Genomic DNA, 15,690 nt, shown 5'->3' with positions numbered 1-15,690 from the left:
ATAAGATTTTTCTCTTAAGCGTGTATCAAAGGTCTCATCCTAAGTAATTTACTCTTTCTCCAATCACAGTTATCCTGTTATTTACTATTCCATTTCAATAATCACTTGTCCTTTTTCTACAGCGTCGTCTTTCTTAATCTCAATAGATTTAATAACTCCCTCTCCTTGGGCAAGAATAATATTTTCCATTTTCATTGCAGACAAAACTATTAAGGGAGTACCCTCTACAATCTCTTGACCTACCTTAACCATTACATCAACAATTAATCCGGGCATTGGAGCTTTCACCTCGTTTAACTTTTGAGTTGTTACTGCTAACAATCCCATTTTTTTGACCTGTTGATCGTATTCATCTTCTAGTTTAACTTCGTAAATATTTCCGTTGATGGACAATGTCATCGTCTTGTTCATAAAATCGGAATGCACTATCTCCACCTCAAAAGCAGTATTATTATCTAAAACATGAAGGTTTTTTGCATTCACTTTAATGCTATCTAAAGAATCGACATCGCTACTATTAAAGTGTAGTTCTTCTGCGTTTATGGTAATTAAATAGTTTGACATATTTTATATTATAAAACAACTTATAGTGTTTACCAAAGATATTGAAAAAGTTTGGCGATGATTTTTACCTTTTAAAAATGTCTATCTCTTTATTGATTTATATAATTATACAATTCGAAACCAGCATATTTATACTCTTAAGAAAGGCAAAAAAATGCTGACTTAGCCAATGTAATTGTACTACCCTTAGTATCTTTCGCCTCAGTTTTCATTTAAATACTTTTATTATGACTTCAGCCAACTCTGTAAAAGGCGCAAAGCAATCTTCTCTTGAACATCATTTCGCTAAATTTAAATCTCACGTAGTAGGTGAAAATGCGGTATTTGAGACGGTTTATGGCACTCAAAATCTGCTTTATGCGGACTGGATCGCTAGTGGTAGATTATATGGTCCCATTGAAGATACGATGAGAAACAAAATTGGTCCGATGATTGCCAATACGCATTCATTCTCAAGCGAAACAGGAAAAGCCTCTACCTATGCTTACAGACATGCAAGAGAAATAATTAAAAAGCATGTAAATGCAAATGAAAACGATGTATTGGTGACCGCTGGTACAGGTATGACGGGAGTACTTTCTAGACTTCAGCGTATTATGGGACTAAGGTGGCCAGACGCTATCAAAAACAACATAAAGTTACCAGAGCATGAACGCCCTGTTGTTTTTATTTCTCACATGGAACACCATTCTAACCAAGTCCCTTGGATGGAAACTATTGCAGATGTAGTGATTGTACCTTGCGATGAAAATAACCTTATTTGTCCTGAAAAATTAAGAGCTGAGGTTGAAAAATTCGCAGATAGACCTCAAAAAATAGGAGCTTTTACAGCCTGTTCTAATGTTACGGGAATTATTTCTAGATACCATGAACTCGCAAAAGTAATGCACCAAAACAAAGGAATTTGTATTATGGACTTTGCTGCTTCTGCGCCATACGTAGAAATAGATATGCACCCTAAAGACCCAGAAGCAAACTTAGATGCCGTTCTATTTTCGCCACATAAATTTTTAGGAGGTCCTGGTACATGTGGAGTTTTAGTTTTTAATAAAAATCTTTACAATACAGATTGCCCTGATGTACCCGGTGGTGGAAATGTAAAATGGACCGATCCATGGGGCGCATACAGCTACCATACAGACATAGAAACTAAAGAAGATGGTGGAACTCCAGGTTTTCTTCAAGTAATGCGTACAGCGCTTGTTATACGTCTTAAAGAAAAAATGGGAACTACCAACATTGAAAAACGCGAAGAAGAATTATTAGCGCAATGCTTTACAGCTTTTAATAAAATTGATGGATTGTTTGTCTTAGGAGAAAATGACGCAAAACGTATAGGTGTTATTTCCTTTGGAATAAAAGGGGCGCATTACAACTTAGTAGTTCGTTTATTAAATGACAGATTTGGCGTTCAAGTTAGAGGAGGCTGGTCATGCGCAAGTACCTATTGCCATTATTTATTTAGCATGGATACGAACTCGTCTACTACTATGACCAAAGATATTGAGAATAGTAATTTAACAGATAAACCAGGTTGGGTTCGCTTATCACTACACCCAATTACTTCTAACAAAGACCTAGTATATATCTGTGACGCAGTAAATCAAGTTGCACAAAATTTTAAAGAATGGGGCGAAGATTACGTCTACAACCCAAAAAGCAATGAATTTGATTTTAAAAATAACGGTGACCAGAAGATTATTGAAGAAGTAACAGATTGGTTTACCATGTAATTAAATTAAAACACTATTTATAGAATAAGACAGAAGGCTACTTAAAATTAAGTAGCCTTCTTTATTGTATGTTATTTCTTCTATTTAAAAACTTTAGACCTAAATGATTACCTTTTTTTTAATAATCAAGAGAAACTATTGTTTTAAATTCTGATTTGAATAATAGGGTACTCGCAAATTTTAGTAGTATACCGAATAGCACATCGAATTTCTTATAATTACTTTGAAAGAGATACTTGTATTTGAAAATAGTATTTCTGCCTAAACAGCACGAAGCCCTGCCAGTATTGACCAAAAACAAAAAATCCAACCTAAATAAATAGATTGGATTTCGCTTTTTGCTCCCCCTCTTGGGCTCGAACCAAGGACCCTCTGATTAACAGTCAGATGCTCTAACCAACTGAGCTAAGGAGGAAAATAACCCGTTTTAGTTTCCTAAAGCGGGTGCAAATATAGTAGTTTTTTGAAAGTCTCCAAACAAAGAATTAAGTTTTTTTATTTAAATATCAATTTATAGATATCATTACCGTTCGCGAACAGTAAAAGTGCTATTAAAATAAAGAATCCTGTTACTTGAGCGTACTCTAAAAATTTATCGCTTGGCTTTCTTCCTGTAATTATTTCATAAAGCAAAAACATAACGTGCCCGCCATCTAATGCTGGAATAGGTAGTATATTCATAAACGCTAGAATAATGGATATAAACGCAGTTGTGCCCCAAAATTGAGGCCAGTTCCAAGTATCTGGGAACATACCACCAATAGCGGCAAAACCACCAACCTCTTTATAAGCACCAGTATCAGGATTGAAAATTTTCTTCATCCCTTTAATGTAATCTGTAAGTGTCTTAACGCCTTTGTTCCATCCGGCCGGGATAGATTCTATGAAAGTGTAATCTGTTGTATTTATTTTCAAATACCCTTGTTCCTCTGCATCAATCGTTGTCAAACCAATCATCAATCCCAACTTTGCTTCTTCCGAAACTTTTGCTTTCAAAGGAACATTGCTTCCATTACGATTTATAATTACATCAACTGTAGTTCCTTTTTTAGCTTCTAGAATAGGAAAAACCTCATCTTGGTATTTAACAGGGGTACCTGCAATTTTTGTTAATACATCACCAGTTTCAAACCCTACACTTGCATTCTGAGAATCTTCAGGTACTTGGCTAATTATCCAAGGTAATCTTGGCTTAATAAACCTAGCATTTTCCTTATTATTAGATATAGTTTCAATAAAATCAACTGGTATTTCCTTTTCAATAGTATTACCATCACGTTCAATTGTGATATTCTCACCATAAACTACTTCTGGCAAAATAGTATTTAAAGATTCTATTTTTTTACCATCCACCGCAATTACCTTATCTCCTGTTTGTATACCTAATGCGTTACCTAAAGTAGTATCAGTAATCCAAACTCCGTCTTTTAAACTATCATTCGCTATATATTGTTCTCCGTAAGCATAGGCCAGACCAATAAAAATAATTACTGCTAAAACGAAATTAACCGTAACACCACCCAACATTATAATTAAACGTTGCCAAGCCGGCTTGCTTCTAAACTCCCACTCCTTCGGTTCTTCTGCCATGGCTTCTTTGTCCATGCTCTCATCAATCATTCCAGATATTTTTACATATCCGCCCAAAGGCAACCAACCAATACCATATTCAGTTTCCCCTATTTTCTTTTTGAAAAGCGAAAACTTAACATCAAAGAATAAGTAGAATTTCTCTACCCTTGTTTTAAAATATTTTGCTGGTATAAAATGCCCTAACTCGTGTAGTACTATAAGTATAGAAAGGCTTAAAAAAAATTGTATTGTCTTTATTATAATAGGGCTCATTCTTTTTTCCTGAAAATTAAAATCGCACAAAAGTACATTTTTACAACCGCTAAAAAAAAGAAACACACTGAGTGAGTGGTATTTTATGAATATTTTATCAGCTAACAGGGTGAATTTACTTGAAAAGTAAATAGCCCTAGCGTACCTTTGTAAAAAATTCTTATGCGGTCTTTTTTCGCTAAATTCAAAATATTCGGTCTGGTACTGATACCTATTTCTGCAGTTATCATGTATCTTTTTTACAACGCCCTACAACCTGTAAAGCTGTTACCGGTATATTCGCCTGCTATGGTAAATTCAGAATTGGTGTCTGAAGAAATACAGCATGTTAGAAAATACCATACGATCGCAGATTTCTCTTTGACGAACCAAAATGGCGAAACTATTACCCAAGATAATTACGAAGGTAAAATTTACGTAGCAGATTTCTTCTTTACCACTTGCCCTACCATTTGCCCGATTATGACCAAAAACATGGTAGATCTACAACAATCGCTTGGTAAAGATTCTGATGTCATGTTATTATCGCACTCGGTAACACCAGAAATTGATTCTGTTGCCCAGTTAAAAAAATATGCCCTTGAAAAAGGAGTTGACGATAGTAATTGGAATTTAGTTACGGGTGATAAGAAACAAATCTATGACCTAGCCCGTAAATCGTATTTAGCCGTAAAAACAGATGGTGACGGCGGACCATTTGATATGATCCATACCGAAAATTTCATTTTAGTGGACGAGAGAAAAAGAATTCGAGGTTTCTATGACGGAACAAAAAAGGAGGATATTGAGAAATTATTGAAAGATATTAAAGTACTTCAAGAATCTCATGAAAAGTAAAAGTCCCCTATACATATTTTGTACAGGGGACTTTATAATTATAGCCTTTCGAACTTATTTACACTCGTTAGAATAAGCTTTTGCAATTTTTATCTGATCTTCTTCAGATATTGAAAACTCACCATCTTCTATACGTTTTGAAAGTGTTGCACAACTCGCAAAAAATTCTGCATTAGCTGTTTCAGCCTTTTTAACACCATCTATAGCAAAGTAATACGTATCAACACCAGTAAGGTCTTTAAATAGTTTTATGCCCGTACCACTATGTACACGTTCCATAAAAATAGTATTGTTCAAATTAAAACCAGACAAGCCAGCGTCAGATGTCTTAAGAACACCTTTTTTAGGGTTTACAGGCTCAAAAATTCTATCTTCAATAACGATTTCAGATACCTCTTTACACTTCAATGAAGCGTTTTTGGTTTTACCTTTTTCGTTTACATAAGTAACCGTAACCCTCTTTGCAGTGGTGTCTCCACTAACATCCATAATATTACCGCCTTCTTGTTCTTGAGGAGAAAAACGCATAGAAATTTTACCTTCCATCTTTTCACCATCATCTGTAATAACATAACCTGATACTTTATCAATATTATTACCTTGAATAGCCTCTTTCTTTGCAATTTTTGCCAAAATAGGATCAACGGTATACCCTTCAGAATAAATACGCTCTCCAGAATCTTTGTCATAATTTAAAACATAACTTGCGTAATGTTTATCAAATGCATTTTTCTTCCCTTTCGTTATCCATTTCTTTTCTTCAGTCTCTAAAGCCATGTTTATATACTTCGATGCTGCTTCAAAATCTTCTTGCATCAAGGCTACATTATACAAGTTCATTACAATTCCCCAACCAACTTTTTTACCTGACTTACTAGATAAGTCATAATTAGTTAATTTCTCTTCCCAGTATGTCCTGTAAGATTGTAATTGCTCTTTTCCTGCTCTTAATTGCTCCAAATTGGTAAAAGCAGCTGCCGTTTCTTCTAAAGCAAGAACCTTAGCTTTAGTCTCATCTTCTAAACCTTCTGTCTTTTTATCTTTTATAAAATAGAACTTTTCAAATTCAGAATTTGACCTTATATCATAATCTTCATAAAGTATAGGTGCCAATTTCTTGGTCAAAAAATTATCGCCAAGGTTTTCTTTTAAATACTCTTGAACCAAATAAGGTGTTGCTTTCGCCTGATCATTATCATTGGTGACCAAATATTTCTCTTCTTCAGCAAACTTAAAATCAATGACTACAGGAATAATTGTACCCTGTGAATCTGCTTTTGGAAGTACCGGAATACGATTGTAGTGTACACTTTCTCCATTTAACATGGTCAGCACACTTATAGCTGCATCTGACTTAGGAACAATAGACACACTATAGGTTTCATTGGCTTTACTCCTAGATATTGTTAAATCTAGATCTCTTACGGATAACCCGTTTAAGGCAAAAAGAAAGTCTGGTGTACCTGTATCTGATGAAAAGCGCGTAAAGTCTTGAAACTGTAAAGCATTTTTAAATTCATCTTCAGTAAAGGGCAATACTGCATTCGTCGTATTTGCAAAAGCACCCATATATGTATTTACATTTTGGGGAACTGGTTTTTTTGCATAACTAGGAATAGCCACTTTAATATTCTTGCTTTTTGTAGATTGTGCAAAAATGGTCACTGTTCCAAAAAGAAACAATACTAGTAATGGTTTTTTCATAATTGATTGTTTATGTACTTAATTTAGTTGATTACTCTTTTTCTTGTATTGTAGATTTCAAGGTAGCTAGCACTGTAGCCATCGTTGAATTTCATATTACCATCGAACAACAACGATTTGTTTTCTTTTCTCCTCATCGTTTTATTAAGCTCATCATTGATCCATATTTTAAATCGAGACTTTTCTGTATGGGTTAAAGCCAAATTATAATGATAAGGTACTTTATCGAATATCTCGCCCAAGGTGTATAGACTTGCTAAATTGGCTTGTACATAAAATCGATATCCTTCATGGTTTTTATAATCCTCCGTTGTCTTAAAGTTCATAAAAATAGCGGTCAATTCTTTTACCTCATTATTGAATGCATCACGCTTTAAAATGTTCTTATCAAGTTGTTCTAGCTTTTTTATTCTTTTTTCAACCACTTTCGTTTCCTCTCCTGTAATTAATTTTTTCTGCTTAGAAATTCCGTAGAATCTAATAAAATCTTTGGTAAAGCTTAAATCGACCAGATTCTTCGAAAACTGATGAAAGTTACCAATGGCACTCGACATTATATTATCTGTTAAACTAGAAGCCAGTTCATTAGCTTTATTTGTGGCAATAATGTGAACATCTTCTGCCGGTAACTCTGAAGTAAAAGAACCTACAGTTTTACCAAACCGTAAAGTATCTGTTACAATCAACTTGTCTTTATGCGATACAGATAAACGAATCTCATACTCACTATTAATATTATAGATACCTTCTTTACCAGTATACTCATGAAATAGTACTACATCATCCATATCTAACTTTAATAAAAATCCATTTTCGTAAGGAATTTCAGATTTATGGTACTTACTAAAAGCATATAGTTTAGGTATTAGAGGACTATTACTGGGGTTATAGCTTAAATTACGAAGTTTTAAATCTTTAAGCGACAACCTATCCCCCCTGTAGTCGTAGGTGATAATTGATTTATTTTCAACTGCTGCAGATACACCATAAACCTCACAACTATTTGGTAATGGGTTGCTGGGATAATTATATTGATGAATTTGTAAATTATAACTGTTCGGGTTTTGTCCTGAACATAAACCTGCAAAAAGTAAAAAAAACAATATGGAATATCTCATTAAAAAGGCAGTCGTTGATTAATATGTTAATAAAACACAAATATTCAACGGTATAGTTAAGATAATATTTCAAAGATTTTTATCTACAACGGCATTGACTTGTAAAACCGTTTACTAGCCTTAACAATAGCCGTTAATTATTCTAAAAAGTATAGGGAATAATATTATTTCCATTACTTTTGCCTTACTTATAATGAATCTAAATAAAGATTGGAAACTACAGTCGCACATTTAAAAAGAGGTCAAAAGGGAATTATAAAAGAATTCACTGAAAACCTACTACCTATAAAACTACTAGAACTAGGTTGTTTACCGGGTAACGTTGTAGAATTAGTGCAAGTAGCTCCACTAAACGACCCTATCTATATCAATGTTAACGGATCACATATTGCCATTAGAAGAGAAATGGCATTACATATAGCACTTGATATTATTGAAGATAATACGGTTATATGAGCAAACAAATTAATGTAGCCCTTATCGGGAACCCGAACACCGGTAAAACATCGGTTTTTAATCAACTTACCGGGTTAAACCAGAAAGTGGGTAACTACCCAGGTATAACGGTGGAGAAAAAAGAAGGAATCTGTAAACTTCCACGAGGTGTAAAAGCCCATATATTAGATTTACCAGGTACGTATAGTTTAAACACAACTTCATTAGACGAAAGTGTTGCTGTCGAATTGCTTCTTAATAAAAATGATAAGGATCACCCAGATGTCGCTATTGTTGTTTCTGATGTAGAGAACCTAAAAAGAAACCTGCTACTTTTTACACAAATAAAAGACTTAAAAATACCCGCCATACTAGTCATTAACATGGCTGACCGTATGTCTCGCAAGGGTATTACCATTGATATTGAATTATTAGAAAAGAAATTAAACTCAAAAATTGCATTAGTTAGTACCCGTAAAGAAACGGGTATCGACAAACTTAGAGAGTTAATTGCCGATTACAAGAATTTACCTAAAACGCAAAATGTAGATATTTCTGTAATTGCGCCAGAATATTTTGAAAAACTTGCTACCGCATTCCCAAAAGAAGATGTGTACAAATTATGGCTGGTAATAACACAAGATGTCAATTTTATGCCTCTTGAGAAGACGCTATTTAAAGACGCCTCTTCATTTGCCACTAAATCTAAATCTGAATTAAAACGTCTTCAACAAAAAGAAACAATTTTAAGATACCAGTTTATTAATGGTATTTTAAAAGAAACTTATAAAGTTGATGTTAATGCCGCAAAAGGTTTTAGAGCAACTTTAGACAAAGTATTAACCCATAAAGTATTTGGTTACCTTATTTTCTTTCTAATACTATTGACCATATTTCAAGCGATTTATGGTTGGAGCGAATACCCAATGGATTTAATTGACGGATTCTTTGCATCGGCGACAGAATGGGTAAAAGACACCTTACCACCAGGGGTTTTTACTAATCTAATTGCTGAAGGTATTTTAGCTGGTATTGGTGGTATTGTTATTTTCATTCCGCAAATTGCATTCTTGTTCCTATTTATAGCCTTGTTAGAAGAAACAGGCTACATGAGTAGAGTTGTGTTTTTGATGGATAGGATAATGCGTCCATTTGGTTTAAGCGGTAAAAGTGTTGTTCCGTTAATATCGGGTACCGCTTGCGCCATACCTGCAGTAATGGCCACTAGAACCATTGAAAACTGGAAGGAAAGATTAATTACCATATTGGTAACTCCGTTTACCACCTGTTCTGCACGATTGCCGGTATACCTAATTATCATCGCATTGGTTATACCCGAAGGCAGCTTTCTAGGTTTGAGCTATAAAGCCCTTACATTAATGTCATTGTACTTAATGGGCTTTGGGGCAGCTATTTTATCGGCAGTAATATTAAACAAAATTCTTAAGATTAAGAGCAAATCTTTCTTCGTTGTTGAAATGCCGAATTACAAATTACCATTACTTAAAAATGTTGGCTATACCGTTCTTGAAAAGACTAAAAGTTTTGTTTTCGGAGCAGGTAAAATAATCTTGGCAATTTCAATTATACTTTGGTTTTTAGGTTCTAACGGATCTTCTGACGAATTTAAAAACGCAGAGACCATTGTAACCAACCGCGTAGAACAAGAAGGTTTCAGTACTAGTAGTGAAATATATTTTGAAACCCATCAAGATGGTTTTGATATAAATGCCCCTAACGCTTCAGACCAACAAAAAGAACTTGAAGAACGTGCTTTAGCACAAGAAATAGCAGGGTATAAATTAGAGCATTCTTATATGGGTCATATGGGTAAAGCAATAGAACCTATTGTAAGACCTTTAGGTTATGACTGGAAAATTGGTATTGCCGTCATCACCTCCTTTGCAGCTAGAGAAGTTTTTGTTGGCACATTGGCAACTATTTACAGCGTAGGTAATGATGAAGAAGAAACCATAAAAAACAGAATGGCTGCAGAAGTAAACCCTAGAACTCAAAAACCACTATTTAATTTGGCTTCTGGTGTTTCGCTACTTCTATTTTATGCATTTGCAATGCAATGTATGAGTACACTTGCTGTAGTAAAAAGAGAAACGAATTCTTGGAAATGGCCAGCGGGTCAGCTAGTATTTATGAGCCTATTTGCTTATATTGTAGCTTTAATAGCTTATCAATTATTAAAATAAAAAACACATGATACAACACATCTTAGTTTACATCACTTTAGCTATTTCTGTTGGTTATATAGTTACTAAATTTTTTATTCCAAAATCTATTTGGTCTAGCAAAAAAGAAAGTTCAAAGGCTTGCGGTCAAGATGGTTGCGGCTGTCATTAGGCTTTAGATTTTTGTTAAAATTTATTTAAAACGTTCACAACAGTTTCTAAAATTGTAACGTTACTTACATTGGTTCGTCTAGATTGCGTAAGAATAATCGAACCTATGAACACTAAATTACCTTTTCTAGCTTTTTTTACATTTCTAATTTTTAACCTATTTAACGCCAATGCACAGAGCTTAAGTGCAACCGTTATAGATAGTGTTAGCCAACAACCTATACCTTTTGCCACTATACAACTAAAAGATAAAGGTGTAATTACCAATGAAGAAGGTAAATTCAACTTCCTTTTAAACGAAACTATTACTGGGTCTGACTCCTTAACTATTTCATCTATTGGTTATAAAGCAGTTTCCAAACCCATATCTGAATTTACTAATACAAAAATAGTACTAGCGCCTAAATCGATTGAATTACGAGAGGTTATTGTATCAAACAAAAATTATACGGCCGATGAGATAATGGATTTCGTTGAAGATAATTTAGAAAAGAACTATACCAATAATCTCACTAAAAAAAGGTTATTTCATCGATCATCATATTTTGACCGATGGACCAAAAGTAATTTTAAGGTTAAAAAATCTTCTATAGATGTCTTAAACCAACAGTTTATTGATAGCATCATTTCGACTATACCTAAAAATGATGCTTATTATCAAGAATTAGTGGGTGATTTATATGGTAATTATGATGAAGAATCACAAAAATTAGATTTGTTAAAAGCGTCTAAATTGTACGATAAAAACACCACTCTTAATCAAGAAAAGATGGAAGAAAAATTTAACTCCATACTAAAGGAAAATGTAAAGCCTGGATCTTATTTCAAAATTAAATCCGGATTATTATCCTTTAAAATAGATGCTGATGAAGTCAATGAACTTTTTAAAGAAGACATAGACTCAACAGATGTAGCTGCATTAAATGCAGAACTCGAGAAAAAGAAAAAAGATAAAGAAGAACGGCAAAAAAACTTTGCATCTTGGAAAAGGAACAATTTAGGTTCCATATTAAATGGATTACCCACTCAAGATGGTAGCGATCTTAATTTTATACTCAAATCTAGAAAATACAACTATACTCTTAATGAATTCACCTATTTAGGCGATGACGCTGTGTATGTAATATCTTTTAAACCAGATGGATCAGCAGATTTTGAAGGTACATTATATATCAATGCAGACGATTTCGCTGTAATACAAATAGATTACAGCAATGTAAAACCCGTTAGTAAGCTTAGTTTATTAGGAATCTCGACCAATAAATACTTATCTAAAGGAAAAATAATATATAATAAAAGCGCCAATGGTCATTACAGTTTACACTATTACGAATCTGAGATAGGCGAACGTTTTGGTATAAAAAGACCTTTAAAGATTTTTGAAAAAAATAGAATTGTAAAAGGTAGAAATAAGCAGAACGAATTATCTGGAGATATGGATTTCGTATTTATAAATGTTGTGAAAAATGAAATAATCGTTTTTGAATCAGAAAATATTAGTCAAGCTACTTTTGATGGATTTACAGAAAATAATACCATACTACCCATCTACATGCCTAAATATGACCCAACATTCTGGGAAGGGTATGCCATTATGGAACCGAATACAGCGATTAAAGAATTTACAGCTACTTCTGCAGAGTAAGTTAAATCAAGTTCTTAATAAAACTATAGAATAATAACCCCCAGCCTACTACTAAAAAGAGTCCGCCAAGAGGGGTTATAGGACCTAAGATTTTTATTTTTTTTCCTTTGGATGCAGATATACATAATCCGTAGATACTAAAAGAAAATAAGATGACTCCAATAATTAGACAATAGATAATAGCTTTCTCTAGACCAGTTTCTAGATTAAGATTAAAGCTCAGCATTAAAATTAATAGCGCGTGATACATTTGATATTTTACTCCCGTTTCAAAACTATTCAATTGATCCGCTGTAAATGTTTTCTTAAGTAAATGTGCACCAAAAGCACCAAATACTACAGCTAACAAACCCAACAAAGCTCCTACCAATTGCGCTACTAAAACCATAACTTTTTATTTCAAAGATACTGTCATCTACTTTTAATTCATAAATTTCAGAAACCATTATTGAATAAAAATGAAAACGTATCTATCTCTTCACTTAATAGGAATAATTCTATTGTGTAGTTGTGGTTCTGCGAAAAGTACCACGAAAGACAAATCATCTTTAGATACTGAATTAAGAGAAAAGAATAGAGCTAATGTTTCGCTATTGCAACGCATAAGGCAAAAGCCAGGGGTGGTGCTACAGAACAATGTTCCCATTTTGAATAAAACAACAAACTCATTCGATTCTGGCGGAAATCAAGAACCACTATATGTTTTAAATAATCAAATAATTGGAAATTCATTTCATTCGGTCAACGAACTGATAGATAGTTATAATGTGAAGAAAATAGTTATACTATCTGGCGCAGATGCTGCAGGGTACGGAACCCAGGGTTCTAATGGGGTAATTAAGATAACGAGTTATTAATTGTGATTAATTTAAACTAATATTCATCTCCATATTAGAATTTACAGTAAATACGCATTCTGTATATTTTGGAGGACCGAACATTTTCATTTTCCCTTTTGAAAAAGCAATTTGCTCTTTTGGTATACCTAGCATATTGGTATCTAGGTTCTTATTACCATTGGCATCATGAAAAATAGCGATAGCATAATCACCTTCAGGTAAATCTGTAATATCAAAAGCTGTTTTGCCTTTCACTGCTTTCTCCGATCCAGATTTGTAGACTTTATCGAATTTTAAAAAAGAACCTTCATCATTATAAACAGCAAAACAGATATTTCCTTTTTCAGAGGCAACTCCGTCAATATTTAAACTAAGATTATGTTGTGCGAAAAGACCGGTAGACATTAATGATATAATCAATAATACGAATAGATTCTTTTTAATCATGGGTGCTATTTAAAATCAAAAAAAGTTTTATTACTTCAACGATGTTATAAATTTTAATTACGCTGTTCTAATTGGGTTCACTTAAAGCACTTGTTTTAGCGCTAAGTTTCTGAAATAATTGAACAGTTTCAACGGAATCTTTTAGGTTAAAGTATACATAACTCGAATCTTTATAAACCAACTTTACTTTATTCTGATTGATATTATCTACAAATACATGTACCTTTTTATCCGTCAAAGAATCTTTAAATTCTCTAAAGACACCTTTCTCTTTTTCTAAGGCAGAGAAACCATGTAAGCGTTGCATTGGCGGAATTCTTTCTACAAATACCACACTATCCAATTCATTTAGGGGAATTTCAATATTATAAAAACCCGAGCGTAGACCAAGACTTATTTCATCATTAGTTACCCAGTTCTTTACATGAAGTATTAAAACGGCTGCACAACCTATAATCGTTAATATTAACGTTATTGTCCAGATCCAATTTTTCTTAGAAGAATGCATAAAAATTTAAAGTATCAAGTTAAGAATACTATTGCCTTAAACGCTAAAATTGGTATTAAATTATTACATCGCAAAAACACTTTGACCCTAACCTAGACCAACGTCTAAGGTCATCATGATTATGAAGCCGCCAATGAAGCCCATAGTGGCAATATCAGTGTATTTATCTTGCTGTGTTTCTGGTATTACCTCCTCTACTACAACAAAAATCATTGCGCCAGCAGCAAATGAAAGTGCATAAGGTAAAATAGGTTGAAAAGTCATGACTGCCCATGCACCTAAAACAGCAGCAACAGGTTCTACAAGTGCAGATGCCTGACCAAACATAAAACTCTTTGTTCTACTTAAACCATGTCTTCGTAATGGCATAGCTACAGCGAAACCTTCTGGAAAATTCTGTAAACCTATACCTAGTGCCAATGCAACGGCACCACCAATAGATGCACCGTCAAAACCAGCGGCTACTCCGCCAAAAAGAACACCTACCGCCAAACCTTCTGGTATGTTATGTAGCGTAATTGCTAATGTTAACAAAGTGGTTCTGTGCCAAGGCGTCTTCACCCCTTCTGCTTCGCTTTCCTTAAAATTGATATGTAAATGCGGTAAAATTTTATCCAATCCGAAAATGAACATGGCTCCTAGAAAGAAACCAATCGCCGCAGGTATCACTTTTACAAAACCTTCACCAGGGCTCATTTCTATACCCGGTGCCAATAAGCTCCAAAAACTAGCCGCAACCATAACTCCACCAGTAAAACCTAACATTCCATCTAAGACAGCACGGTTCATTGTTTTAAAGAGAAAAACCAAAGCGGCACCGGCTGCAGTTAGTCCCCATGTAAATAATGTCGCATAAAACGCAGCCAAAACTGGGTCTATCGATTCAAAATACGCTATAATTTCATCCATAATTTTAAAAATTATTCAGTTAAAAACTACTCTTCATCTACTATCTCTAAAAATAAATTCGTTGCAATTTGTTTGGATATTCTGATAGACCCTGACCGTGTAGAAATAGTTACGGAACCATCAAACTCTTCGATTTCCAATATTTTAAAAGTATCGCCCAGGGCAATTTTATTCTTATCTAAAAACTTTAAAAAAGCTGCCGAAGAATCATTGACTCCTACACAAACCCCTTGACTACCCACAGGTAATTCGCTAATTAATTTCTTCACAGATTTAGTAAATACTCCGTCTTTATTTGGTATCGGGTCTCCGTGCGGATCTACTTTTGGAAATCCTAGATGGGCATCTAATTTATCTATTAAAGCATCACTCTTTATATGTTCTAATTGTTCGGCCACTACGTGTACCTCATCCCAAGAAAAATTTAATTTGTCTACCAAAAACACTTCCCATAAACGGTGTTTTCGAATTATAGAGAGTGCTACCAGCCTTCCTTTCTCAGAAAGTGACACTCCTTGGTACTTTTTATAGTTCACCAAAGACTTTTCTGCCAACTTTTTAATCATGTCGGTAACTGACGACGGTTTCGTTTTCATCTGCTCAGCTATTGCATTAGTAGCAACAGACTTACTATTGAACTCGCTTAAATGATAAATAGCTTTAATGTAATCTTCTTCAGATAATGTCATGTTAAAACAATATAAACACAAAAATACATTTTTATACGTAAAAACAATTTTTTAGCTTTGTCT

General features: G+C 33.9%; 16 protein-coding genes and 1 tRNA gene. 7 read left to right on the top strand and 10 right to left on the bottom strand.

Going from position 1 to position 15,690, the window contains the following annotated elements; translation table 11 throughout:
• Window positions 1-84 precede the first annotated feature (84 nt).
• Window positions 85-564 carry a biotin/lipoyl-containing protein gene (locus Q0871_RS05575; protein WP_299319156.1) on the bottom strand — a complete coding sequence of 160 codons (480 nt, stop codon included), beginning with the start codon at window positions 562-564 and terminating at the stop codon, window positions 85-87.
• A 227-nt stretch (window positions 565-791) separates the two neighbouring features.
• Between Q0871_RS05575 and Q0871_RS05570 the strand changes: the two genes are divergently transcribed.
• A complete protein-coding gene (locus Q0871_RS05570; protein WP_299319152.1) occupies window positions 792-2,297 on the top strand; it encodes an aminotransferase class V-fold PLP-dependent enzyme in 1,506 nt (501 codons plus the stop codon).
• A gap of 341 nt (window positions 2,298-2,638) precedes the next feature.
• Here the strand turns inward: Q0871_RS05570 and Q0871_RS05565 are convergent.
• Together Q0871_RS05565 and rseP are read right to left on the bottom strand one after the other, a co-directional pair.
• A tRNA-Asn gene (locus Q0871_RS05565) sits at window positions 2,639-2,712 on the bottom strand.
• An 80-nt stretch (window positions 2,713-2,792) separates the two neighbouring features.
• Entirely contained in the window at window positions 2,793-4,142 is a 1,350-nt protein-coding gene (rseP, locus tag Q0871_RS05560) for an RIP metalloprotease RseP (protein ID WP_299319148.1), read from the bottom strand.
• 162 nt (window positions 4,143-4,304) lie between these two features.
• Here rseP and Q0871_RS05555 point away from each other — a divergent pair, with 162 nt between their 5' ends.
• On the top strand, window positions 4,305-4,979 hold the full coding sequence (locus tag Q0871_RS05555; protein ID WP_299319144.1) for an SCO family protein: 675 nt from the start codon (window positions 4,305-4,307) through the stop codon (window positions 4,977-4,979).
• Between the two features lie 54 nt (window positions 4,980-5,033).
• On the opposite strand, the gene Q0871_RS05550 is transcribed toward Q0871_RS05555, so the two are convergent.
• Window positions 5,034-6,683 carry a hypothetical protein gene (locus tag Q0871_RS05550; protein ID WP_299319143.1) on the bottom strand — a complete coding sequence of 550 codons (1,650 nt, stop codon included), beginning with the start codon at window positions 6,681-6,683 and terminating at the stop codon, window positions 5,034-5,036.
• Between the two features lie 23 nt (window positions 6,684-6,706).
• Window positions 6,707-7,801: a hypothetical protein gene (locus Q0871_RS05545; RefSeq protein ID WP_299319141.1), complete on the bottom strand. Its 1,095-nt coding sequence runs from the start codon at window positions 7,799-7,801 to the stop codon at window positions 6,707-6,709.
• 210 nt (window positions 7,802-8,011) lie between these two features.
• On the opposite strand from Q0871_RS05545, the gene Q0871_RS05540 reads away from it, so the two are divergent.
• From Q0871_RS05540 to Q0871_RS05525, 4 genes are all read left to right on the top strand, one after another.
• Window positions 8,012-8,257 (top strand): FeoA family protein, encoded by a 246-nt coding sequence (locus Q0871_RS05540; protein WP_073241858.1) that lies wholly within the window; start codon window positions 8,012-8,014, stop codon window positions 8,255-8,257.
• Window positions 8,254-10,440, top strand: a complete 2,187-nt coding sequence (gene feoB, locus Q0871_RS05535; RefSeq protein ID WP_299319132.1) for a ferrous iron transport protein B — start codon at window positions 8,254-8,256, stop codon at window positions 10,438-10,440. The genes Q0871_RS05540 and feoB overlap by 4 nt, the downstream gene beginning before the upstream one ends.
• A gap of 7 nt (window positions 10,441-10,447) precedes the next feature.
• Window positions 10,448-10,591 carry a hypothetical protein gene (locus Q0871_RS05530; protein WP_299319128.1) on the top strand — a complete coding sequence of 48 codons (144 nt, stop codon included), beginning with the start codon at window positions 10,448-10,450 and terminating at the stop codon, window positions 10,589-10,591.
• A 105-nt stretch (window positions 10,592-10,696) separates the two neighbouring features.
• Window positions 10,697-12,235 (top strand): carboxypeptidase-like regulatory domain-containing protein, encoded by a 1,539-nt coding sequence (locus tag Q0871_RS05525; protein WP_299319124.1) that lies wholly within the window; start codon window positions 10,697-10,699, stop codon window positions 12,233-12,235.
• Between the two features lies 1 nt (window position 12,236).
• Here the strand turns inward: Q0871_RS05525 and Q0871_RS05520 are convergent, their stop codons facing one another.
• Window positions 12,237-12,623, bottom strand: coding sequence for a DUF423 domain-containing protein (locus Q0871_RS05520; RefSeq protein ID WP_299319121.1), 387 nt, complete (start codon window positions 12,621-12,623; stop codon window positions 12,237-12,239).
• Window positions 12,624-12,693: 70 nt separating this feature from the next.
• Between Q0871_RS05520 and Q0871_RS05515 the strand changes: the two genes are divergently transcribed.
• Window positions 12,694-13,092, top strand: a complete 399-nt coding sequence (locus Q0871_RS05515; protein WP_299319116.1) for a TonB-dependent receptor plug domain-containing protein — start codon at window positions 12,694-12,696, stop codon at window positions 13,090-13,092.
• Between the two features lie 6 nt (window positions 13,093-13,098).
• Here Q0871_RS05515 and Q0871_RS05510 read toward each other — a convergent pair whose 3' ends face one another.
• From Q0871_RS05510 to Q0871_RS05495, 4 genes are all read right to left on the bottom strand, one after another.
• On the bottom strand, window positions 13,099-13,521 hold the full coding sequence (locus Q0871_RS05510) for a DUF2141 domain-containing protein (protein WP_299319112.1): 423 nt from the start codon (window positions 13,519-13,521) through the stop codon (window positions 13,099-13,101).
• Window positions 13,522-13,588: 67 nt separating this feature from the next.
• Complete coding sequence (locus Q0871_RS05505; RefSeq protein WP_299319109.1) at window positions 13,589-14,029, bottom strand: hypothetical protein; 441 nt, start codon at window positions 14,027-14,029, stop codon at window positions 13,589-13,591.
• Window positions 14,030-14,116: 87 nt separating this feature from the next.
• Window positions 14,117-14,938: a ZIP family metal transporter gene (locus Q0871_RS05500; protein WP_299319107.1), complete on the bottom strand. Its 822-nt coding sequence runs from the start codon at window positions 14,936-14,938 to the stop codon at window positions 14,117-14,119.
• Window positions 14,939-14,964: 26 nt separating this feature from the next.
• Entirely contained in the window at window positions 14,965-15,627 is a 663-nt protein-coding gene (locus Q0871_RS05495; RefSeq protein ID WP_073241832.1) for a metal-dependent transcriptional regulator, read from the bottom strand.
• Window positions 15,628-15,690: the final 63 nt, after the last annotated feature.

This window comes from uncultured Maribacter sp., from assembly GCF_947500985.1.
Taxonomy (GTDB): domain Bacteria; phylum Bacteroidota; class Bacteroidia; order Flavobacteriales; family Flavobacteriaceae; genus Maribacter.
Note: the sequence above shows the minus strand (reverse complement) of the source record. Positions and strands in the feature narration are given on the sequence as shown.

Excerpts from the sequence above, each read along its gene's own strand:
- Q0871_RS05530 (WP_299319128.1), top strand. The coding sequence starts at position 10,448 with ATGATACAACACATCTTAGTTTACATCACTTTAGCTATTTCTGTTGGT.
- Q0871_RS05545 (WP_299319141.1), bottom strand. The coding sequence starts at position 7,801 with ATGAGATATTCCATATTGTTTTTTTTACTTTTTGCAGGTTTATGTTCA.
- Q0871_RS05500 (WP_299319107.1), bottom strand. The coding sequence starts at position 14,938 with ATGGATGAAATTATAGCGTATTTTGAATCGATAGACCCAGTTTTGGCT.
- feoB (WP_299319132.1), top strand. The coding sequence starts at position 8,254 with ATGAGCAAACAAATTAATGTAGCCCTTATCGGGAACCCGAACACCGGT.
- Q0871_RS05510 (WP_299319112.1), bottom strand. The coding sequence starts at position 13,521 with ATGATTAAAAAGAATCTATTCGTATTATTGATTATATCATTAATGTCT.
- Q0871_RS05495 (WP_073241832.1), bottom strand. The coding sequence starts at position 15,627 with ATGACATTATCTGAAGAAGATTACATTAAAGCTATTTATCATTTAAGC.
- Q0871_RS05520 (WP_299319121.1), bottom strand. The coding sequence starts at position 12,623 with ATGGTTTTAGTAGCGCAATTGGTAGGAGCTTTGTTGGGTTTGTTAGCT.
- Q0871_RS05550 (WP_299319143.1), bottom strand. The coding sequence starts at position 6,683 with ATGAAAAAACCATTACTAGTATTGTTTCTTTTTGGAACAGTGACCATT.
- Q0871_RS05525 (WP_299319124.1), top strand. The coding sequence starts at position 10,697 with ATGAACACTAAATTACCTTTTCTAGCTTTTTTTACATTTCTAATTTTT.
- Q0871_RS05515 (WP_299319116.1), top strand. The coding sequence starts at position 12,694 with ATGAAAACGTATCTATCTCTTCACTTAATAGGAATAATTCTATTGTGT.
- Q0871_RS05570 (WP_299319152.1), top strand. The coding sequence starts at position 792 with ATGACTTCAGCCAACTCTGTAAAAGGCGCAAAGCAATCTTCTCTTGAA.
- Q0871_RS05505 (WP_299319109.1), bottom strand. The coding sequence starts at position 14,029 with ATGCATTCTTCTAAGAAAAATTGGATCTGGACAATAACGTTAATATTA.
- rseP (WP_299319148.1), bottom strand. The coding sequence starts at position 4,142 with ATGAGCCCTATTATAATAAAGACAATACAATTTTTTTTAAGCCTTTCT.
- Q0871_RS05555 (WP_299319144.1), top strand. The coding sequence starts at position 4,305 with ATGCGGTCTTTTTTCGCTAAATTCAAAATATTCGGTCTGGTACTGATA.
- Q0871_RS05575 (WP_299319156.1), bottom strand. The coding sequence starts at position 564 with ATGTCAAACTATTTAATTACCATAAACGCAGAAGAACTACACTTTAAT.